The sequence below is a fragment of the Photobacterium makurazakiensis genome, from assembly GCF_050336715.1.
In the GTDB taxonomy this organism is placed as follows: domain Bacteria; phylum Pseudomonadota; class Gammaproteobacteria; order Enterobacterales; family Vibrionaceae; genus Photobacterium; species Photobacterium makurazakiensis.
Map to the genome: position 1 here is coordinate 1 of NZ_JAKJSJ010000088.1, position 21092 is coordinate 21092.

A 21092-nucleotide genomic window follows, 5' to 3' on the forward strand; every position below is an offset into this window, starting at 1 on the left:
GGATATATGTTGGTTTTACTACACAAGTAACCACCAAGCGTAAAATGACACTTCTAGATAAATTTTTTCATTCACCAAACAATATTCATAACGTATCAAATAAAACCTTCATCAGCCATTTATTGATGAGTAAAATTAATTCATTACAGAGTCTTTAATCCATAAAAAAACGCCGACCTAGGTCGACGTTTCTAATTCATGCTTTTAGTGCGATGAGCTATCGGTACATACCAATATCTTTTTGAATGTGAACCGGTAGATCAGAAACATTATATTGCTTTGGTGCTTTTGAACCACCAAATACGATGTCCAATGCGTGTGCAATCAATCCTTTGATATTAACCGCATAGGCTTTTTTGTCCAAAGCGGTTGTCGTTGCGATGGTGTCAAAATTCATTGCCTGTGCCATGATTGCCTCTTATTTTGTTTTATTTTTGAACTGCAACCATTTTAACTGCCTGTTTTATCGACACAAAGTGACATTATTTCCCCTTTGGGATTAGTTTATCTAATGCGTTAACGCATCGTTAAATCAAGACTTTCACGCCTGAAATTTAATTCAGTACAATACGGAATTTACGCATAATCATACTCTTTATTCGCATAATAACTAATAACCTTGCAATCAATTAGCCTTTCAGGTAACAATAACTTAACAAGTTAACTATAATGATTTTTTTATGCTTTCCTTCCTTGCAAAACATTCGTCCGTATTTCTCATATTGGCAGGAGTCGCTGGGTTCCTATTTCCTAGCTTATCTGCCGCTATTTTTCCTTATCTGCCACAGGTCCTTTTCTTCCTGATGCTATTGACCTTGTTAGGGATGAATCAAAACCAACTAGTAAAAACATTGTTCAAAGCTAACGTTTGGCGCTACACATTTGTTCATTCAGTATTGTTGACCATTATAAGCTGCACAATTGCGAAGTTAATTGGTGGCTCTGACTCCTTCATGCTCGCTATCGCAGGAGTGACAGCAACGGGATCGCTTTTTGCTACACCAGCAATCGCTCGCTCTATTGGGCTGGATACACTTGAAGCAATGGCAATGACGATAGCCTCTACGTTAGCCATGCCCGTTATTCTGTTTATCAACCTATTAATTTTTCAAGATAACGACTTCCAATTAGATCTGGTTAGCTACGCGCAACGTTTACTGATTTTTCTTGCAGGTCCAATGCTCTTTTCGGCTATCGTCTATCGCTTCGTGCCCAATCCACTATTATTGCGAGTGCACGAAAAGCTTTCTCAAGTAACAATCATTTTGGTGTTCTCCTTTCCTTTTGGCCTTGTTGGACCTTTTAGAGGCGTGTTCGACCAATCGTTAAGTTCTGGCTTATTTTACAGTGCGGTAGGCGTCGCTTTATGTGTTCTCTTTTTTGCTGTTGGATACTTTCTATTCCGCAAGCAAGGCGACACTAATGCAGCAATATTGGCAGCGACTGCATCTGTTAATCGTAATGTACTGCTAACCTATACCGTTGCAGGTAGTTATCTTGGGCCTGAATTCATCATTTTAATGGGTGCGATTCAGATTCCCACATCTGCACTTCCACTATTTATACGCTGGCTTAAACCTAGATTAGAAAAACGTAAACAGCAGGAAAGTGAAATCGCTTCTAGTCATTAGTCGTGTCTACTTAATACTCAATAGCCTATCTAGGTCAAACTAATCGATTAAAAATAATCGTTTACCTTGCACTCACAGATTGAATTTTCTATATTGCCCACGAATTCTCAGGGCGGGGTGAAATTCCCCACCGGCGGTAGTCTCATTATTTTGAGAAAGCCCGCGAGCGCTTACTGCTTTCTAAGTAGTAAGGACAGCAGATCTGGTGCAGTACCAAAAGGTATGATTCCAGAGCCGACGGTTATAGTCCGGATGAAAGAGGATTTCAGCAATAGCAAAGACAGAATGATCACCATTCTGTCTTATGTGATCTCATTTTCATGGGGTCGCTGCACGCTATTTTGCTGACTTTCCATGCCCTGATTCTGGTAAACATTATTATTTGGAGTTTTATTACCATGAATCAGTCTCTACTTACCCCTTACGGCACCCCTTTTGAGCGTGTTGAAGCTGGTCTTGAAGCTATTCGTCAAGGTCACGGTGTACTTGTTGTTGACGATGAAGATCGTGAAAATGAAGGCGATATCATTTTTGCAGCGGAAACACTAACTGCTGAGCAAATGGCGCTGATGATCCGCGAATGCTCAGGTATTGTTTGTCTTTGCCTAACCGATGAACGTGTGCAGCAACTTGATTTGCCAATGATGGTTGAAAATAATACCAGTGCAAACGAAACAGGTTTTACTGTGACAATTGAAGCGGCGAAAGGTGTAACAACAGGTGTTTCTGCAGCCGATCGTGTTACTACCATTAAAACCGCAATTGCTGATAATGCACAACCATCTGATTTAAGCCGTCCAGGTCATGTCTTCCCACTGAAAGCAAACCCAAATGGTGTTCTTGCTCGCCGTGGCCATACTGAAGCTACCATCGACCTAATGCGTTTATCTGGTTTAAAGCCATACGGTGTATTATGCGAACTCACTAACCCTGATGGCACAATGGCACGTCTACCTGAAGTAATTGAGTTTGGTAAAGTACATAACATGCCCGTTTTGACCATTGAAGATCTTGCTGCTTATCGCTTAGCGACAGAAGCGAAGAAAACTGAATCTGTAGCAGAAGCGGCTGTTTAATTCGTTACTTCGAACCAGTAAAACGATTTGTATAAAAGCCGAGCGGTGCTCGGCTTTTTTAGTCAAAACGCTTTTACGCGATCTAGGTCTAGATGGTCGTGCAGCATATACTACGCTGTTGAAGCTTAAACCAAATTACACATTTGCTTCCGCTTCAAGTGAAAAATGTTTACCTAGCAGAGCGTGATAAAAATCATTGTCGCCTAGCACACCAACCAATGGTCCATCTTCAGCCAATAAAACAGGTTGCCCTGTGCGATAGCGAATTTCTAGCCCTTCTCGCATGGATATGTCTGGAGTGGTGATCACTAAACTATCTGCTTTCAGTCCATCAAAACAATCTCCTTCCTGCCACGCATGCAGTGTTAAGTCCTTACCCTTACGGGTTACTGAGGTCACATGCCCTTGGTGATCGGTATCTATATAAGTTTGATTATGATGGCTTAGCACCAGTTTATTATCTTGTAATTCAAGCTCGCCAGCACCTGTCATTAATGAACGCCCACAAAGCACATTCAACGGATTGGTATGAGCCACAAATTCCGCGACATACTCTGTATTAGGGTTAAGTACGATCTCTTCTGGCTTACCATGCTGAATCAAGCGCCCAGATTCCATAATAGCAATCTTATTGCCTAGTTTAAGTGCCTCATCCAAATCATGACTAACAAACACGATGGTTTTATTTAGCTTACGCTGCAATTCAAGTAACTCATCCTGAAGTTGACTTCTTATTAAAGGATCAAGCGCAGAGAATGGTTCATCCATTAACAAAATATCGCTATCCATGGTGAATGCTCGCGCTAGCCCGACGCGTTGCTGCATACCACCTGATAACTCATGGGGGTAATTATCTTTCCATTCCGACAAGCCAACGGTATCGAGCATTTCTTCTGCACGGCGGCGACGCTCTACTTTACCGATCCCTTGCATTTCTAGGCCAAATGCAGCGTTGTCTATTACAGACAACCAAGGCATTAAGGCAAATTTTTGAAATACCATCGAAATCCGCTCGGTACGTAAGTGGCGAAGTGCAGCTTTGTCACAATTAGCAAGATCAATAAACTGCTCACCATCCTGTACGCTAAGTGAACCGCGAGTCACCGTATTCAACCCGTTGATTGCACGAAGTAAACTCGATTTTCCTGAACCCGATAAGCCCATTAAGACACAAATCTCACCTTTTTCTATATCAAGGCTAACATCGTGAACGCCGACCACATCGCCCGTAGCATCGATAATTTCCTGACGACTTTTGCCGTTATCAAGCATCTCTAAAGAGGTTGCAGTTTGCTGACCAAAGATAACATCCAAGTTTTTTATACTAATTGCTTTCATGGTTATCCCTCTTTACGTTGGCTAGCCGGTGTTTTACATAAACGGTCTAAAATAATCGCAACCAAAACAATCGCGAGTCCAGCTTCAAACCCTTGCGAGATATTCACGGTGTTAAGTGCACGCACAACGGGTTTACCCAGCCCATCAGCCCCGACTAGCGCAGAGATCACCACCATTGAGAGTGATAACATAATACACTGCGTGATCCCTGCCATAATGTTTGGCATCGCCGCTGGAAGCTCAACCTTGAACAGCAACTTCATTCGGCTGGCACCAAATGCTTTCCCTGCCTCAACCAATTCTTCCGGTACTCGGCTAATACCTAAGTAAGTCAGACGAATTGGCGCGGCAATAGCAAAAATAATGGTCGAGATAAGGCCAGGAACAACGCCTAAACCAAACAACACTAACGTTGGAATAAGATAAACGAACGTTGGTATTGTCTGCATTAAATCAAGTATCGGCCTCAAAATGGTGTACAACCAGGGCTTATGTGCTGCAACTATGCCTATCGGCACGCCCACTAATACTGAAACGACGGTTGCGCTGAGTACCAAAACAAACGTTTCTAGCATCTCTTCCCAGTAACCAAGGTTCATGATCAGCAATAGTGCTGCAACAACAAAGATGACCAATGAAAGGCTTCGATGAAGGAACCATGCAAGTAAAGCCGTCATCAAAATAGGGACTGCTGGCGGAAACCATTTGAATAATTCAACCAACAGCATAATCATTGACTCTAGGGTATATGATAAAGAGTCAAAGAAACCCGCAGCATTATAGGTTAGCCAATCCACAAAAGTCGCCATCCAATCACCTAATGGGATTTTGTGATTTGTAATAAAGTCCATTGTTACTCCTTAATGGTCCATATTGTTTTCATTTCAGTTAACACTGTATATATGAACAGTAAAACCCGCTAGCACGTAATTATTGTGCTAACGAGTTAACTTTTAGCTTTATATTAAATATTTAAATACATTTTAACGGCTTCACCAGCATTGCTGCCATCGCGTGCCGTTACTTTTTCAAGCCATTCTTCTAATACTTGCGGGTTCGCTTTTAACCATGTTTTAGCAGCTGACTCTGGTTTAATATTGTCGTCTAAAATAGAACCCATTAACTGATTTTCCATCTCCAGACTAAAGCTTAAGTTTTGTAATAGCTGGCCTACATTCGGGCACGTTTCAAGATAGCCTTGACGAACATTGGTATGTACACTCGCTCCACCATAATTAGGACCAAAGAAATCATCACCGCCGTCTAGGTAGGCTATGTCAAAATTGCTATTCATTGGGTGAGGAGCCCAACCTAGAAATGCGATCCATTGCTTACGGTTAACCGCACGATTAACTTGCGACATCATGCCTGCTTCGCTGGATTCAACTAAACGAAAGCTTTTTAGATCAAATGCATTTTGATCTAGCATGTCTTGAATCTGACGATTACCATCATTACCTGGTTCAATACCGTAAATGCGCCCTCGGAATTCCGACTTATGTTTTGCCAAATCAGCAAAGCTACGTACACCAGCATCGTACACATACTGAGGTACCGCTAAGGTGTACTTTGCCCCTTTTAAGTTAGCTCGAACCGATTCAACCGATCCGTCTTCAAGGTATTTAGCAATATCCGCTTCCATCGTCGGCATCCAGTTACCTAAAAAAACATCGATATCGTTATTTGCCATGGAAGAGTATGTGACCGGAACAGACAAAAGCTGCGTTGATGTTTCGTAGCCAAGCCCTTTAAGTACTTCACTGGTAATCGCGGTTGTCGCGGTAATATCGGTCCAACCTACGTCTGAGAAACGTACCGTGTCACATTGAGCGGCAAAAGCCGTTGATGTCGAAAGGCTTAATAATAAAGCTGTACTACTAATAACTGTGTGCTTAATGACTGTATTCGTCTTCATGACTTTTCCTTTTATCCTTTTTCTGTTGAAGCTGCTTCACGCAACTGGCCGTTTTAGGGTGCAAAAACCCATAGGAAGCGTAAAAACGTTCCCAGCCAAATCTGGTAACTCGTTAATTAATTATCTTCTATATTCGCCATAGGACGTTGAGCTGCCCCATTACGCTGTTGTGTTTCCCATTGCGGTGCTATCCAAGTGGGTACGTTTGGAGCCTTGAGTGGTGTATTCCCCAAAATGGCGTCTGCCGCTTTTTCAGCGACCATAATGGTTGGCGCATTAAGGTTGCCGTTTGGAATGGTAGGAAATACTGAAGAGTCAACTACACGTAGAGAGTCGATCCCTCGAACTTGGCAGTCTTGGTTAAGCACTGCCATTACATCGCTATCTGATCCCATCTTGCAGGTACAAGATGGGTGATAAGCGCTTTCCACATTCTGACGTACCCAAGCATCAATCGCGTCATCACTATTGATATCTACACCTGGCTGGATCTCCTCACCGCGATATTCATCCATCGCGGGCTGAGCGAGAATTTCACGGCTCAGGCGAATACAATCACGCCAGTCCTGTACATCTTGTTCAGTACTGATGTAATTAAATTCAATATTTGGCTTTTGATGAGGATCGTCTGATGTAATCCAAATACGTCCTCGGCTTTGCGGTTTATTAGGTCCAACATGGACTTGGAAACCATGACCATCAAAGGCGGCTTGACCGTCATACCGCATAGCTGCAGGCAGGAAGTGATACTGAATATTGGGCCACTTCAGACCAGCACGAGAGCGAATAAAAGCACATGATTCGAAATGGTTAGTTGCCCCTAAACCATCTTTTTTCAGGATCCAACGCGTTCCAATTAGCCCTTTACTCACCAATCCAAGTTTACTGTTCAGCGTTATAGGCTGGTGACAAGCGTATTGGAAATACACTTCAAGGTGATCTTGTAGGTTTTCGCCTACACCCGGTAGGTCTTGTTCAACGGTAATGCCAGCTTGCTCCAATACCGCTTTAGGGCCAATACCTGATAACTGAAGAAGTTGCGGCGATCCAACTGAGCCTGCAGATAACAATACTTCGGTGTTGGCATAAACCGACTGCACTTTACCGCCGAGCTCAATTTCAACGCCTATCGCTTGTTTGTTTTTAACCAGTACTTTGCGCGTCACAACGCCCTTCTTTACTGTCAGATTATTACGCTTCATGGCACGGCGTAGATAGGCATTTGACGTCGATGCACGTACACCTTTATCGACCGTCATATGCATTGGGCCAAAGCCTTCCTGCTGATAGCCATTGTAATCGTCCGTTTTCGGGTAACCCGCTTGTTGTCCTGCATCAATAAATGCTTGATATAACGGGTTCAGCGCCATGTCGTTACCATTACAGGTTGCAACAGGACCATCACCGCCTCGGTAGTCATTTTCACCGCTAATCCATGATTCAGCACGACGGAAATATGGTAGGCATTCCTGATAACTCCAGCCTTCCGCTCCCTGCTCTACCCACTCGTCATAGTCACATGCATGACCACGTACATATACCATACCGTTTATCGATGAACTGCCACCCAATACACGGCCGCGTGGACAATGTAGGCTACGGTTATCAAGCCCAGCCTCGGGCTGAGTTTCAAACTGCCATGCATATTTCTCGCTGTTCATTGGATATGACAACGCGGTTGGCATTTGAATAAATATGCTTTTGTCACTTCCACCAGCTTCAAGCAGTAAGATGTTGTGTTCGCCCGACGCACTTAAACGGTCGGCCAGTACACAGCCTGCAGACCCTGCCCCGACAATAATATAATCGTATGTTGTGTTCATTTGATTTCCCTTTCGATTCAGCAATTAAGAGTGAAGCCCGTCGCTAGTAATACCTGCAGTTATGTGGAATACCTCGCTGGGGACTCCTGAATTGCAGGTATTTCTTGGCTTATTCGTAGGGACACTCCAAATCACCAAGCTCAATCATTACACTCTTGTTCTGGGTGTAGTGATTGAGTGTTTCGATTCCATTCTCACGGCCAATGCCCGATTGCTTGTAGCCACCCACTGGCATTTCTGCCGGTGAGCCACCCCAAGTATTCACCCAACAGATCCCCGCTTCTATTTGGGCAATAACACGGTGGGCACGAGAAAGGTTTTGAGTAAACAAACCCGCAGCAAGTCCGTATTGCGTTGCATTTGCTCGCTTGATCACTTCATCTTCATCGCTGAAGCGTAGAATTGACATTACTGGACCAAAAATCTCATCCTGAACCTGTGGCATATCATCGGTACAATCGGCAAAAATAGTCGGTTGAACAAAATATCCCTTATCGAGCCCGTTGCTAATTTCTCGTTCACCGCCACAAATAAGGCGTGCACCAGACTCTTTACCCGCTTGAATAAAGCCGAGCACTTTTTCGAGATGCTCGCCAGAAATAAGTGCACCGATTTGAGTCGACATATCGGCAGGGTCGCCAATAACTAACTTGTTGGTTCGATGCGCTAGTTGTTCAATGAAATCGTCGTAAATCGCATCGTGTACAAATACACGGGTTCCATTAGTGCAAACTTCACCTTGGGTATAAAAGTTAGCCAACATAGCAGCAGACACTGCGTTATCGAGCTTGGCATCATCAAAGATAATCAATGGCGATTTACCACCCAGCTCCATCGTAATATCTTTAAGCGTACCAGCTGCGTCAGCCATCACTTTCTTGCCTGTACCTGACTCACCCGTAAAAGAAACCTTGGCAATGTCTGGATGGCGAGACAACATTTGCCCTACACGATAATCACCCTGAACAACGTTGAAAACGCCATCGGGAACACCGGCCTCTGTGAATATTTCGGCTAATTTTAATACCGACAATGGCGTTTCTTCCGAAGGCTTAAACACCATAGCATTACCTGCAGCCAATGCCGGAGCCGATTTCCACATTGCAATTTGAATTGGATAGTTCCAAGCACCAATACCGGCACAAACACCTAATGGTTCACGGCGGGTATAGAAAAACTGACCGTGTCCCAAGTCTTGTTGCTGTCCTTGTATTGTAGCGGCAAGCCCCGCGTAGTATTCGATAACATCCGCACCAGTAACAATATCGACCTCGGCCGCTTCTTGGATAGGTTTCCCTGTATCTTTGACTTCCAGACTCGCTAATTCGTCATTGCGCTCGCGTAGAATGGCTACCGCACGCATCAAAATACGTCCACGTTCAATACCACTCATTGCTGACCATATTTTGAAGCCTGCTTGCGCCGACGCTACAGCGCGATCAACATCTTGCATTGATGCTTGACCAACTTCCGCGATTGGCTCTCCCGTTGCAGGGTTAGAAGTAATAAATGACTCACCAGATGTGGTATCAGTTACTTGTCCATGGATGTAAAGGGACTTCATTTTCATAAAAATGCCTTGAAAATTAATAATGTTATTACGGTTAATTATTAGATTGAATAAGGTGTAAGTTGTTTTTCTAAATAATCAGAAATGATTTGCTGTGCTTTCTCGGGGCAAATTCCTTTAGGGTTCAGTGCGCCTCGAAGCCAGATCCCATCAATTAATGCGGCAATTCCCTGCGCAACGAAGACGGCTCTATCTGCGGGTAAGACTTGTTTCAGTTCAGCGCGAAGGTGTGACAATAAGCGACGCTCATTTACACGTTGCAGCCTATGTAAATCCTGATCGTGCATTGACTGTGCCCAGAATGCCAACCATGTTTTAGTCACTTTGCTGTCGACTTGGTAGCCATCGAAGTTAGCAGCAACAATTGCTGTGATCCTTGCTGTCACATCGTTACTGTCAACTGCACGAAGGTACTCGATCGATGTGGCCGATAATTGACGTAGTACCGTGCGCATGGTCTCTTCCAATAAACCATGTTTACCACCGAAATAATGGTTAATAATCCCAGGAGAAACACCTGCTTTTCGGCTGATCAAAGCGACACTGGCATTCGATAAGCCGACATCATCAATAACACTCATTGTCGCCTCAACTAGTTGTGGTCGACGTATTTCTGGCATCCCTACCTTCGGCATAGCTGTTATCCAAATGTTTCTTAATTGAACGTTTAATTAAAAATAGGTTTACATCTTCTTGAAAGGAAGTCAAAAAGAATGTTTCGTACAGTAATCAATTATGGTAGGTATAGAAAAACACAACAGCACATAAACACCTGAATAATAGTTATTTTTACGTATTCGTTAGAATTTGTGAATATTTTAAATGTTTCGTACTAAAAACATCTAATCTTGGTTCGCTGACATGATGATTGATTGAAATTTATCCAGAAGCATACATCCGCCAACACCTATTAACATAGAATCAAACACAAAAAGTTGCGCACCAAGTCAATATATAGTGGTGAAATTTGACCGGTTCTGTATTCAATAAAGATCGTCAAAGACAACCTTTACCTGTTTATCGTATTAAGACTTGGTGGTGAAATCAGCGCAAAAAATAAATAGTTCAAAAAATTTTATTTGTAATTTTACTTCAGTTTTTAGCGTCTTTTTTTTTCTTGATTCGTCTTACAGGCATTACTTCACCGGATTACAGCTATATGGGCTGTGATGTTTCGGATGACAAGCAATATCTGGTCACAGAAATAAACAGACGTTTTTTCGTGGCCCTCTTATGAATTATTGAATATTAGGAGCCTTACATGAGCGTAATCTTAATCACGCTAATTGTTGCCTTTTTGGGATTTTATGCCGTTTTATCCCGCTTGAAATCGCGCAAGAAAAGCTTTAACTACCGCGTACTCAGCGCATTGGTCGGCGGTTTGTTATTTGGTGGTGCCATTCAAGTGATGTTGGGCACGGACGGTGAAATTAGCACGCAATTTTCTGACCTGATTTCCATTTTCGGTAACGGCTACATCAAACTGCTACAAATGATAGTTATACCGTTGGTATTTGTTGCCATGACAGCCTCAATAATGAACGTTGAAGGTAATGGCGCATTATCAAAAATCGCTCCCAAGATTATTGGGGTATTGATTGTGACCGTTGCTATTTCTGCCGTGGTCGGTATTGCTAGTATCTATTTGTTTAATATCGATGCAAACAGCCTAGTCAATGTAATGGGGACTAACAATGAGATAGAAGCACGCAGTGACGCGCTGTTATCAACCCAAGAATTAATGTCGAATAACAATTTGACCAGTTTGGTGTTGTCTATCATTCCAACTAATATTTTTGAGATGCTGACGGGCGCTGAAAGAACATCGACTCTATCTACCGTGCTGTTTGGTATGTTCTTGGGTTTTAGCATTCTTCAGGTGAAAAAACGTAAACCGGAAAAAGTCCAAAGCTTTGTCGACTTCATCAATGCAACTAAAGAAGTCGTGCTGTCGATGGTGCGCGAAATTCTTAAGTTAACTCCTTATGGCGTCTTTGCTCTAATGACAAAGTTCATGATGACTAATGACCTATTTGCACTAGCAGAGATGGGTCGCTTCCTCATGGCAAGCTATGCAGCCATTGGTGTAATGTTCGCTATTCACCTTGTGTTGGTCGCCTTATTTGGTTTGTCGCCTAAAACATTCGTGAAAAAAACTTGGCCGGTATTAGTCTTCGGCTTTGGCTCTCGCTCAAGCATGGCGGCTATCCCTCTAAATGTTGACACGCAAACTCAGCGTTTAGGGGTCGATGAAGAAACCGCCAATATGTCTGCGACATTCGGCACTAGCATTGGACAAAATGGTTGTGCCGGTATTTACCCTGCAATGCTCGCTATTATGGCAGCACAAGTTATGGGTATCACCGTTGACTTAAGCTTCATCCTACAGCTTGTTGCAGTAATTGCGATCGCATCATTCGGCATCGCTGGCGTTGGTGGCGGCGCGACTTTCGCAGCTGTAGCAGTTCTTACCATCATGGGGTTAGATATCACGATCGTCGCCATTTTAGTCTCTATCGAAGCCTTGATTGATATGGCGCGTACAGCACTGAATATTTCAGGCTCCATGTTATCAGGTGTGATCACCGCTAAGCGCAACGACTCTCTGGATATCGAGCAATATAACGCTCAAGAAACATTATCTAACCAAGATAATCCCAACAATGAAATCGTCGCTTAATCTCACGTTGCTTTGTTTCAATTAATCTAAAGGGCACCTTACTTGGTGCCCTATCAATAAGAAGTTATTACTATGAAAGTCGTTATTTTAGGTGGCAGCGCTGCGGGTATGAGCTTTGCAGCTAAATACAGAAGAAACCAACCCAATAATGATGTTATCGTCATTGAAAAGCGCAGTTATCTCTCATTCGGTGCTTGTGGCTTACCGTATTTTGTTGGACAGAAGTTTGACGATACTGATCGTATGATTTCACGTACACCGCAACAAGCCATAGACTCAGGTATCGATGTTCGCGTAAACACCGAGGTCATTGGCATCAACCCTGTAGAGCAAACTGTTACAACCTTACATAATGAAAAGCAGCAACAGCTTCATTACGATAAGCTGATCATCGCAACAGGCGCTAGCCCAATCGTACCCGACTTTACGGCTTACGCGGGTAACAGTAAGAAGATAAAGTACAACCCAGTTCATGTTTACACGCTAACCAGCATGGAAGACGGCATTGCGGTAAAACAAGCATTGCAAAACACCGATAAACCGCGCATTGCTATCATCGGAGCGGGTTTTATTGGATTAGAGATGTTCGATGCAGCCCATGATTTAGGTAAAGAGGTCATTCTCATTGAGCGTGAAGCGCACATAATGAGCCGACAATTTAGCCCAGAAATGATAGCAGACGTTGAGGCCTCTATTCGGAAGACAGGTACTAGCCTAATGACAGGTACGCAAGTTAATTACATCAGTGATAACGGAACGAATGGTTACATCATATCGACCACTAATAGCTCTGGAGGACGCAGTGATGAAATCGAAGCCGATATTGTAATTTTAGCCCTTGGTTTAAAGCCCAATACAGCGATGTTTGATTTACCGAAAGCTGCCAATGGCGCACTTTTGGTTGATGAGTATGGTTCAACACCTACTGCAAACATTTATGCAGTTGGCGATTGTGCAACAGTTAACCACCTCGTGTTGAACAAACCCGTGTATCTACCTCTCGCAACTACTGCGAATAAACAAGCACGAATGATGGCAGATAAATTGGCAGGCAATGAGGTTTACCTCGATGGCTTTTTAGGTTCATCTTCTTTAAAGGTGCTGGACTTTGAACTGGCAAGTACAGGTGTATCTGAATGGCTTGCGAATCAACATCAAATGGTCGTCAAAACGTCAGTCATTAAAGATAAAAACCAAACCGATTATTATCCAGGGCAAGAAGATATAAAAATAAAATTGTTCTATCACCCTGAATCTAAACGCTTATTAGGTGGGGAGGTTGTGGGTAAGAAAGGTGCAGTAGGACGCCTTAATGCCCTAAGCGTGGCGATAACAGCCAAGATGACAACGCAGCAATTAGGCTACCTTGATTTTAGTTATGCTCCACCGTTCGCCAGAACATGGGATGCACTAAACGTGGCAGGCAATGTTGCAAAGTGAACCTTTAATACACTGATATTATTGCCAAACACACATCGCTGTTAATCCATTAAACACATACCAATGCTAAGTCACATGCTGCTATTACATCGTATAAGTAATGCCGCATGTGACTGATACATTGGTTACATGCATGGATATATCAACACCTCTATCCTTATATTCATGCTTTCTTAATCTCTAACTCCCTCTTCATGCCAATATTTCCACTTTTTTGGAAATTAATTTTATTTTGCTACGTCTTTTTCTTTATTAGTCCGTCTTAGTTGTATAAAACGAAAATGACTGGAGAACACCATGTTTCAAGTAACACCTACTCATGCACACATTACTGACAAATTCATTAAGCGCGATAGCCAAATGCTCAACCAAATTTACGGTGGCGACGATGTTGTACCGTATTGGATTGCAGATATGGATTTTCCAATTGCCTCACCAATTAGCAAGGCAATGCAGCAATTAGTCCGTCGTGAAACTTACTCGTATGAGTTCGATTCAAAAACTGTTTTTCAATCAATTGCTGAGTGGAATAAAGAACGACACAACATCACCCTAAGCCCTGATCACTTTGTTCAAGTGCCTGGTGTATTAAGTGCAATTGCATTATTGATCCGTGATTTCACACAAGAAGGAGATGGCGTATTGATTCAAACACCTGTCTACCATCAATTTCGCCGATTGATTGAATCAGCAGGTCGAAACGCCGTGAATAACACACTCAAAATTGAAGGTGATCGTTATGTTATGGACTTTGAAGAATTCGAACAACAATTACAGAGCGGCAAAGTAAAAATGGTGTTGCTATGTAACCCACATAACCCTGTTGGTCGTGTATGGACCAAAGAAGAGCTAGAACAACTGGTGGCGATTGCTGAAAAATATCAGACGATCATCATTAGTGATGAAGTACACGGTGATATTATTTTTGAAGGTTCAACCTTCACCAGTATGACAACATTAGATTATGACAACAGCCTAACCATTATTGGCTCTCCAGCTAAAAACTTCGGTCTAAATAGTATATCTAACGGGTATATCTACAGCGATAATCAGGTATTACGCGAAAAGATCAAAGCGACGTCAGCATCCATGTCTCTTGACCATGGTAATGCATTTACTACCTACTCCACTATTGCGGCTTACCAGCATGGTAAAGAGTGGTTTGATGCGTTCTTGAATTACACCCAAAACACCCGAAATTGGATTGTGAATTTTGTGGTGCGTGAACTCCCACAAGTGAAGGCATTTTCCCCTGAAGGTACCAACCAGATTTGGTTTGATTTTTCAGGACTAGGTTTAGAAGCTTCTGCGCTTAAATCATTACTGACTGAGCAAGCCAAAATGGCACTCACACCAGGCACATGGTTTGGTGAGCCGAATGAAAACTTCTATCGTATGAACTTCGCTTCACCGCTAGACCAAGTTCAAGCATCATTTGAATTACTTAAGTCCGCCATAAATGGCTCCAGTAACAACCAGTAATAATCCAAACAGCACCATGTAGACACACTAAGCGGCCACATGGCCGCTTATCGTTAGATACTTCCCTTACTGAAGTAATGGGAGGTATACCAAATGACACGGTATCACCGACATCAAGCCCCTTACAGAATTCGGCCATCTTGCATTTCAATAAGTCTGTCCGCTCGCTTGGCCCTTTTAAGATCGTGTGTAACAACTAAAACCGTAACGCCCTCTTTATTTAAACCCTCAATAGTGTGCATAATTTCATCACCAGTTTTATGGTCAAGGTTTCCTGTCGGCTCATCTGCTAGCAATAAAGATGGGGAGCCCACCAGTGCTCTGGCAATCGCAACCCTTTGCCGCTCACCACCAGACAGTTCATGTGGCTTATGTAAACCCCGCTTATTAAGTCCTACTTTACCCAGTGCTGCCTTTACTTCTTTATCTCTCTGTTGACTCGTTAGCTTTCTATAAAGAAGAGGTAGTTCAATGTTTTCACAAACATTAAGATGAGGCATCAGGTGAAAAGCCTGAAAAACAAATCCAATCTGGGCATTTCGAACATGAGAAAGAGCATAATCTGATAGTTCGTCTACTCGAGTTTCGTTCAATGTATAACGCCCTTCGTTAGGCGTATCTAAGCATCCAATAATTTGTAATAAGGTAGATTTACCTGAACCTGACGTACCGGTAATTGCAATGTATTCACCCGAGTCTATTGATAGAGAGATAGATCGCAGAGCAATGACATCTGTCTTGCCCATCTGATATATTCGACTCACAGCGTCCAGTTGAACCAAAGGGGTTACTGCGTTTCCCATCTTCAATCGCTACTCCCGTTTTAAAGCCCGAATAGGATCGAGCCTAGATGCCAGTAAGGCCGGATAAAGCCCGGAAAGAATGCCAATAATAGCAGCCGAACCAAGGGCTAAAATGAGAGCACTTGGCGTGATCATCACGGGAAAATCACGCATTCGTGCAATGACGAACACTAATCCCGACCCTATAACAAGCCCCGACAGTCCACCAATAGTCGTCAGGCAAGTTGCCTCAATAATAAACTGATTTCTTATATCTTTATGAGTTGCCCCTACAGCCCGTCTCAAACCAATTTCTTCTGTTCGCTCGCGAACGGCCACCAACATTACATTCATAATACTGATGCCCCCGACAACCAAAGATATCGCCGCTACCGATGCTAACCAAAAGGTCAATGATCTCGTCGCTTCGGTCATACTTTCCTGAATTTCGGTCAAGTCGTTAATGATAAAGTCGTCGGGGTGAGTCACCGGAATCTGATGCTGACGACGTAATACACGCTGTATATCGTAAATACTCTCATTTATCTTGCTTCTATCATCAACCCGTATGTGAGCATAGTGGATAGCCCCTGGGCGAGTTTTACTTAAACCAATGATACGAAGCTTAGCCGTTGAAATAGGTACAAGTACCCTATCGTCTTGGTCCATACCTCCTGGAGCCTGTCCCTTTCGCTTTAAAACACCAATGACCTTAAATGGGGTTTTTCCTATCCGTATCGTTTTTCCTATGGGACTCTCGGCATTTCTAAAATCGAACAATTCTTTGGCAACACTTTCACCAAGCACTGCAACTTTTTGGGCACGTAACTCTTCTGACTCAGTAAACATACGTCCTTGGGCTAATTCCCATTTTCTAAGCAACAAATAGTCACGGTTTGTACCTTGGATCCTGCTCAACCAGTTTCGTGCACCATAAAGCACCCGAGCTTCAGCATAGACTGACGGAGATGCTGCTAATATATTTGGTACCAAGCTACGAATGGCAGTTATATCCTGTACAGTGAGGTTAGAGGATCGATCTTCAAGTTGTACTCCGCCGTTTTCCATAACATCTGGTTCTATAAACAGCAGATCTGCTCCCAAGCTTTCCACGCGCTGTAATACTTGGTGCTGACTACCAGCACCGACGCCGATGACAGTCACAACCGCAGTCACACCAATCATGATGCCTAATATCGTCAGAAAACTGCGAAGACGGTGACGATAGATAATTCTCAATGCATTGGTCAGATACAACCAGTAACTCATAGCCATCAATTCCTAAATGTCATTTGGCGTTTCCAGCCTAGGTGTTATAGGCTCCTCTAGCCGTGAAGTATAATTATCAATCTCACTGTCAGCAGTCTCACCTGTTGTGATCTCAACCACGGAAGTCATACCGGGTAACAATGAATCACCACTATTTTCAGCCAACAAAACAACGGTATACGTGACGACGTTATCGACTATTATCGGCGCAACCCGTATTTGTTCGACTTTGGCAATAAAGCGCCGCTCGCCGTATGCTGGTACCGTAAAAACTGCCTCTTGTCCTACTCTGATCTGGCCAATATCGGCTTCATCAATTCTTGCGTGAATTTCCATCTCACCCAATGTATGAGCTATTTTGAATAATTTGGGAGCCTCAAGACTAGCAGCAACGGTTTGTCCACTCATAACCTCACGAGAAATGACTACACCATCGATTGGGGCAAGAATTTCGGTACGGGACAACGTAACTTTTGCTTCCTCAAGCACTGCTTCATGGCTTCTAACTACCGCCTTCGCTTGTTCCAATTCAGCACTTGCTACCCATACTTCAGTTTCAGCCTCGTCTAATTTGTTTTCAGAGGCTGCATTTCTCTTATTGAGGGTTTTGATTCGTTTTAAAGAACGCGAAGACTGACGTAAGGAGGCTTTCTTCATATCTAAAACCGCCTTGGCATTAAGTAATGCAGCTTCGGCCTGGCGTAATTGTGCTTCAAAGAATTTCGGGTCAATGCGAGCAATAACCTGGTTCTTCTGGACAACATCATTAAAGTCAACCAGTAGTTCAGTGATCCGACCGGAAACCTCTGAGCCAACTTCGACTTCTCCAACGGGTTTCAAAGTACCGGAGGCTATTACCAACATGTCAAAGCCGTGACTGATATCTTGCTGGTCGGCTTGTATTAAGTCGGTAGCTTGGGGAGATAGCGTTTCTTTATAAAAACCATCACAAGCAAGAAGCAATGGTAATAAAAGTAGTATAAGCGGGCGATACCAGCTGAATGGATGCATCTATAACGTTACTCCAGTAAAAAACGCAAATTAGGTAGCGGACTAGAGCCCCGCTACCTTAGGTTTAACCGCTAGCCATAGTAACGGTCACAACTTTTTTTACTTTTGTAATAACCGCGTTTTTTACTTTTAGATCCATAGTATTTCTTGCTTGAATACCCACGGTCGTATTTACAGCTTTTGGATTTTGCACGGGGCTTGTAATCGGGTTTGTAAGAAGGTTTGTAATCAGATTTATAAGAAGGTTTGTAATCGTGTTTGTAATAGGATTTATAGCTATATGCATGAGCACCTGATGCAGCAACTACTAGAGCAAAAGCAGTTAAAAGGCCAACTATTTTAATATTCATTGGAATAATATCCTAATAATAATACTGAGGTCACTCCTGTGTCTCTATCTGCCTATTCCCTTAGTCACGGTAATATTTATAGGTATTGAACAATAAAAATGCAAAAAAGCAAGATGAATACCCATCCTAACTCTGAGACTGATTTAATGAATCATAAACGTCGAAGCCATTCGTAATGGTGATCGTTCTTGGTAATCAAATGATTTTAAAGAGACTTTATAATCACTTACAACGTCAGTTATGGCCGGATTTTTTATGACGGCGTTTTCAAAACAAACTGAATAATATCTGCTCAATTTTGTCAAGTTCGCCAAATCAATGCTTTCAATAAATATATGCATCGAGAATAAAGGGGAAAACTGCACAAAAAACTGGACGTTAATTCATACATAAACTAGGTTTTCCTAAAAAACATTAGTATGGGTTGTTCTTGAGGGAACTTTACTTAGAAACTTTTCTATTTAATAAGTTTTGTGATAATTCAACCCACCATTAAACCGTGCGCCATGTTGTCACACACCAATCGCTGGAATGAAATAAACAATAACGCCCCACGCTGAAACCCAACCGCCCACTAACATCATATCAAACCAATCTCGAGTCATTACTTTTCTCCATTATGCTAAATTCCCTATCAATCTCGCTCTTAAATTGAAATGAAATTAGCTCACCATAAAATAACATACAACCTAACTGTATATATTATCGTCAGTGCAAAACGATACTTTAGGAAAAAACAAAAAAAACCGATCAGAAATCGGTTTTTTATTTATAACGGATAAAAATTTGGTAAGCCCAAAGGAATTACAGCAACGCTATTTATTCGCTAGGCAACGATAGAATTGCACCCACAGGGAATAAATTGTGCTAATTCAGCTTTAGGCGCATAGAGAGTACATTGGTGCTGAGCGTAAGCCTCAAATGATTCTGCCATCGTTCGGTTTATCGCAATAGGTTCAACGTCATAATCAAGCAGCGCACCATAACCTTCTTTACCTGTTGCGGTGTAACCTGAAGAAATTGATGAATAAACCTCATCGTCATCGATATCACACCAAGTCCCTGCTTTTAATACTTGCAGCCCCTCTATGCGCTGACCTTTCTCTGCGCAGCAACGATAGGTATAACGCAAGTGTGAAGTATAAGGGAAACTGCCACTGCCTGTTCCTTCTACTCCATTATCAATTGCATTATCAATCGCACCTTCAAGGGCAGCTCTTACTTGACGGCCTTTCACTTGATAAACCATTAAGCCAATGGCGAAAGGCAGTAATCGGCCTGAGATATCCGCTGACGTAATTACGCCTTTATGTAACGATGCCCTTACGCCACCAGCATTATGAATACCAAAATCAACCGCAAAACCAAGTTGACGCCCCTGCCATACAAAGCTGTCGACAACTAAAGGTGCTATCTGACTTCCACCTCTATGATCAGGTACTCGAATGTGGCGAAGTGGCTCGACAATTTCCGCGACATGCTGTGTTTGAAGTTTACGCACTGCTGGCCGGTAATCTTCATTCAGTAAATTTTCTATATGTGGGTCTTTAATGCAAAAACGTACATTCGGCTGTGAAAGCAAATATGCTTTTACAGCATCATGGCTGGTGCTTTCAAGGTGCTCATTACGGCTTGCATCTAATGTAAACTGGCGCCCTAACAATAACTGGTTGATACCATCCGCTTTTGCAATAGAGCCATCAGCATTAAAGTCAATTTCAAGCTGACCAAGTGCAAGTGCATTACAGCCTGCCTGTACAACACAAGTACCAGCAATCATCTGGCCATAAGAATCAGTGACACCGTAACCTACATTGCTAAAGTCACCTTGCATTGTGTGAGTATGGCCACCAATAATTGCACCGACACCATCTATCTGAGCAGCAAGTTCTAAATCACGCTCATAACCTAGATGGCTCAAAATAATGACTTTGTTGATACCCTTCGAATTTAATGCGGTCACCGTATTATTTGCAACATCAACAACATTTAAAAATGCCGTATCTGGATCAGGGTTTGCAATACCAGCCATGTTTTCAATTGCGAGACCAAAGATCGCAACAGGTTCTCCAGCAACATCTTTCACCAGGTATTTTGCGTGCCCAGCTTTGTTATCAAAAGCGAGTACATTTTCTTTTGGTAATAGTGGATTGGATTTAGTTTGGTGCTCTTTAGATAAGTCCCAGTTACCCGCTAATAATGGAAAATTAGCGAGATCCATGAAATCGGCAACCACATTATTGCCCATATCTAATTCATGATTCCCCAAAGCCATAGCATCTATACCGATAGCATTGAGTAAACGGGCGTTGGCCACGCCTTTGTACAGTGAAAAGTACAAGGTTCCCTGAAAGCAGTCACCAGCATGAACAAACATAAATTCACGGTCATTTAAGTATGCTTGTCGTTTAACATCTTGCACCGCAGATGAAACACGCGAGAATCCACCACAACTGGAAAAAACCGATGTCTCTGAATTCAGTACCTCACGGGGTAGCGTTAGAGAAACAGACGACGGTTCAAAATGTGAATGTGTATCGTTAATGTGGGCTATCGTAATTTTCGCAGGGCGGTTAGTGCTCATAATCGTAATAATGTCTCCGTCTTATTCTCGGTACATCATATTACAGCATGATGCAAATCACATTGCTTATGTTACATCTCTTTCGTTTTAACTCTTTAAAGTGATAATTATCATTCTTTTTTTACGTATTATAGTTAGAAG

At 42.6% G+C, this 21092-nt stretch carries 17 protein-coding genes and 1 riboswitch; of the genes, 5 read left to right on the top strand and 12 right to left on the bottom strand.

Features of this window, described 5'->3' with window-relative positions; genetic code table 11:
- Window positions 1–217: 217 nt before the first annotated feature.
- Window positions 218–409 carry a hypothetical protein gene (locus tag L4D09_RS26590; protein WP_428460561.1) on the bottom strand — a complete coding sequence of 64 codons (192 nt, stop codon included), beginning with the start codon at window positions 407–409 and terminating at the stop codon, window positions 218–220.
- Between the two features lie 271 nt (window positions 410–680).
- On the opposite strand from L4D09_RS26590, the gene L4D09_RS26595 reads away from it, so the two are divergent.
- The gene (locus tag L4D09_RS26595; RefSeq protein WP_428460562.1) at window positions 681–1631 is read left to right on the top strand and encodes a hypothetical protein; all 951 of its coding nucleotides are present in this window, start codon (window positions 681–683) and stop codon (window positions 1629–1631) included.
- Window positions 1632–1730: 99 nt separating this feature from the next.
- Window positions 1731–1899, top strand: a riboswitch (FMN riboswitch).
- 130 nt (window positions 1900–2029) lie between these two features.
- A complete protein-coding gene (gene ribB, locus L4D09_RS26600) occupies window positions 2030–2707 on the top strand; it encodes a 3,4-dihydroxy-2-butanone-4-phosphate synthase (RefSeq protein WP_428460563.1) in 678 nt (225 codons plus the stop codon).
- Between the two features lie 135 nt (window positions 2708–2842).
- Here ribB and choV read toward each other — a convergent pair whose 3' ends face one another.
- The 6 genes from choV to betI all read right to left on the bottom strand — a co-directional run bounded on the left by choV (window position 2843) and on the right by betI (window position 9988).
- On the bottom strand, window positions 2843–4045 hold the full coding sequence (gene choV, locus L4D09_RS26605) for a choline ABC transporter ATP-binding protein (RefSeq protein WP_428460564.1): 1203 nt from the start codon (window positions 4043–4045) through the stop codon (window positions 2843–2845).
- Window positions 4046–4047: 2 nt separating this feature from the next.
- A complete protein-coding gene (gene choW / locus L4D09_RS26610) occupies window positions 4048–4896 on the bottom strand; it encodes a choline ABC transporter permease subunit (protein ID WP_428460565.1) in 849 nt (282 codons plus the stop codon).
- Between the two features lie 113 nt (window positions 4897–5009).
- The gene (locus L4D09_RS26615) at window positions 5010–5960 is read right to left on the bottom strand and encodes a choline ABC transporter substrate-binding protein (protein ID WP_428460566.1); all 951 of its coding nucleotides are present in this window, start codon (window positions 5958–5960) and stop codon (window positions 5010–5012) included.
- 116 nt (window positions 5961–6076) lie between these two features.
- On the bottom strand, window positions 6077–7783 hold the full coding sequence (betA, locus tag L4D09_RS26620; RefSeq protein WP_428460567.1) for a choline dehydrogenase: 1707 nt from the start codon (window positions 7781–7783) through the stop codon (window positions 6077–6079).
- Window positions 7784–7892: 109 nt separating this feature from the next.
- Window positions 7893–9353, bottom strand: coding sequence for a betaine-aldehyde dehydrogenase (gene betB / locus L4D09_RS26625; RefSeq protein WP_428460568.1), 1461 nt, complete (start codon window positions 9351–9353; stop codon window positions 7893–7895).
- Window positions 9354–9394: 41 nt separating this feature from the next.
- The gene (gene betI / locus L4D09_RS26630) at window positions 9395–9988 is read right to left on the bottom strand and encodes a transcriptional regulator BetI (protein WP_428460569.1); all 594 of its coding nucleotides are present in this window, start codon (window positions 9986–9988) and stop codon (window positions 9395–9397) included.
- Window positions 9989–10614: 626 nt separating this feature from the next.
- Here betI and L4D09_RS26635 point away from each other — a divergent pair.
- The 3 genes from L4D09_RS26635 to L4D09_RS26645 all read left to right on the top strand — a co-directional run bounded on the left by L4D09_RS26635 (window position 10615) and on the right by L4D09_RS26645 (window position 14955).
- Window positions 10615–12033 carry a cation:dicarboxylate symporter family transporter gene (locus L4D09_RS26635; RefSeq protein WP_428460570.1) on the top strand — a complete coding sequence of 473 codons (1419 nt, stop codon included), beginning with the start codon at window positions 10615–10617 and terminating at the stop codon, window positions 12031–12033.
- A gap of 72 nt (window positions 12034–12105) precedes the next feature.
- Window positions 12106–13473, top strand: coding sequence for a CoA-disulfide reductase (locus L4D09_RS26640; protein ID WP_428460571.1), 1368 nt, complete (start codon window positions 12106–12108; stop codon window positions 13471–13473).
- A gap of 297 nt (window positions 13474–13770) precedes the next feature.
- Window positions 13771–14955 carry a MalY/PatB family protein gene (locus L4D09_RS26645; RefSeq protein WP_428460572.1) on the top strand — a complete coding sequence of 395 codons (1185 nt, stop codon included), beginning with the start codon at window positions 13771–13773 and terminating at the stop codon, window positions 14953–14955.
- 122 nt (window positions 14956–15077) lie between these two features.
- Here L4D09_RS26645 and L4D09_RS26650 read toward each other — a convergent pair whose 3' ends face one another.
- The 5 genes from L4D09_RS26650 to L4D09_RS26670 form a co-directional block, all read right to left on the bottom strand.
- Entirely contained in the window at window positions 15078–15758 is a 681-nt protein-coding gene (locus tag L4D09_RS26650; RefSeq protein WP_428460573.1) for an ABC transporter ATP-binding protein, read from the bottom strand.
- A gap of 9 nt (window positions 15759–15767) precedes the next feature.
- A complete protein-coding gene (locus tag L4D09_RS26655) occupies window positions 15768–17006 on the bottom strand; it encodes an ABC transporter permease (protein ID WP_428460574.1) in 1239 nt (412 codons plus the stop codon).
- Window positions 17007–17018: 12 nt separating this feature from the next.
- A complete protein-coding gene (locus L4D09_RS26660; RefSeq protein ID WP_428460575.1) occupies window positions 17019–18017 on the bottom strand; it encodes an efflux RND transporter periplasmic adaptor subunit in 999 nt (332 codons plus the stop codon).
- A 71-nt stretch (window positions 18018–18088) separates the two neighbouring features.
- On the bottom strand, window positions 18089–18367 hold the full coding sequence (locus tag L4D09_RS26665; protein ID WP_428460576.1) for a hypothetical protein: 279 nt from the start codon (window positions 18365–18367) through the stop codon (window positions 18089–18091).
- An 826-nt stretch (window positions 18368–19193) separates the two neighbouring features.
- The gene (locus L4D09_RS26670; RefSeq protein WP_428460577.1) at window positions 19194–20951 is read right to left on the bottom strand and encodes a bifunctional metallophosphatase/5'-nucleotidase; all 1758 of its coding nucleotides are present in this window, start codon (window positions 20949–20951) and stop codon (window positions 19194–19196) included.
- Between the last annotated feature and the right edge of the window lie 141 nt (window positions 20952–21092).

Bases quoted from the DNA above. Each gene is read 5' to 3' on its own strand.
- L4D09_RS26590 (WP_428460561.1), bottom strand. From the start codon at position 409: ATGGCACAGGCAATGAATTTTGACACCATCGCAACGACAACCGCTTTG.
- L4D09_RS26595 (WP_428460562.1), top strand. From the start codon at position 681: ATGCTTTCCTTCCTTGCAAAACATTCGTCCGTATTTCTCATATTGGCA.
- ribB (WP_428460563.1), top strand. From the start codon at position 2,030: ATGAATCAGTCTCTACTTACCCCTTACGGCACCCCTTTTGAGCGTGTT.
- choV (WP_428460564.1), bottom strand. From the start codon at position 4,045: ATGAAAGCAATTAGTATAAAAAACTTGGATGTTATCTTTGGTCAGCAA.
- choW (WP_428460565.1), bottom strand. From the start codon at position 4,896: ATGGACTTTATTACAAATCACAAAATCCCATTAGGTGATTGGATGGCG.
- L4D09_RS26615 (WP_428460566.1), bottom strand. From the start codon at position 5,960: ATGAAGACGAATACAGTCATTAAGCACACAGTTATTAGTAGTACAGCT.
- betA (WP_428460567.1), bottom strand. From the start codon at position 7,783: ATGAACACAACATACGATTATATTATTGTCGGGGCAGGGTCTGCAGGC.
- betB (WP_428460568.1), bottom strand. From the start codon at position 9,353: ATGAAAATGAAGTCCCTTTACATCCATGGACAAGTAACTGATACCACA.
- betI (WP_428460569.1), bottom strand. From the start codon at position 9,988: ATGCCGAAGGTAGGGATGCCAGAAATACGTCGACCACAACTAGTTGAG.
- L4D09_RS26635 (WP_428460570.1), top strand. From the start codon at position 10,615: ATGAGCGTAATCTTAATCACGCTAATTGTTGCCTTTTTGGGATTTTAT.
- L4D09_RS26640 (WP_428460571.1), top strand. From the start codon at position 12,106: ATGAAAGTCGTTATTTTAGGTGGCAGCGCTGCGGGTATGAGCTTTGCA.
- L4D09_RS26645 (WP_428460572.1), top strand. From the start codon at position 13,771: ATGTTTCAAGTAACACCTACTCATGCACACATTACTGACAAATTCATT.
- L4D09_RS26650 (WP_428460573.1), bottom strand. From the start codon at position 15,758: ATGGGAAACGCAGTAACCCCTTTGGTTCAACTGGACGCTGTGAGTCGA.
- L4D09_RS26655 (WP_428460574.1), bottom strand. From the start codon at position 17,006: ATGAGTTACTGGTTGTATCTGACCAATGCATTGAGAATTATCTATCGT.
- L4D09_RS26660 (WP_428460575.1), bottom strand. From the start codon at position 18,017: ATGCATCCATTCAGCTGGTATCGCCCGCTTATACTACTTTTATTACCA.
- L4D09_RS26665 (WP_428460576.1), bottom strand. From the start codon at position 18,367: ATGAATATTAAAATAGTTGGCCTTTTAACTGCTTTTGCTCTAGTAGTT.
- L4D09_RS26670 (WP_428460577.1), bottom strand. From the start codon at position 20,951: ATGAGCACTAACCGCCCTGCGAAAATTACGATAGCCCACATTAACGAT.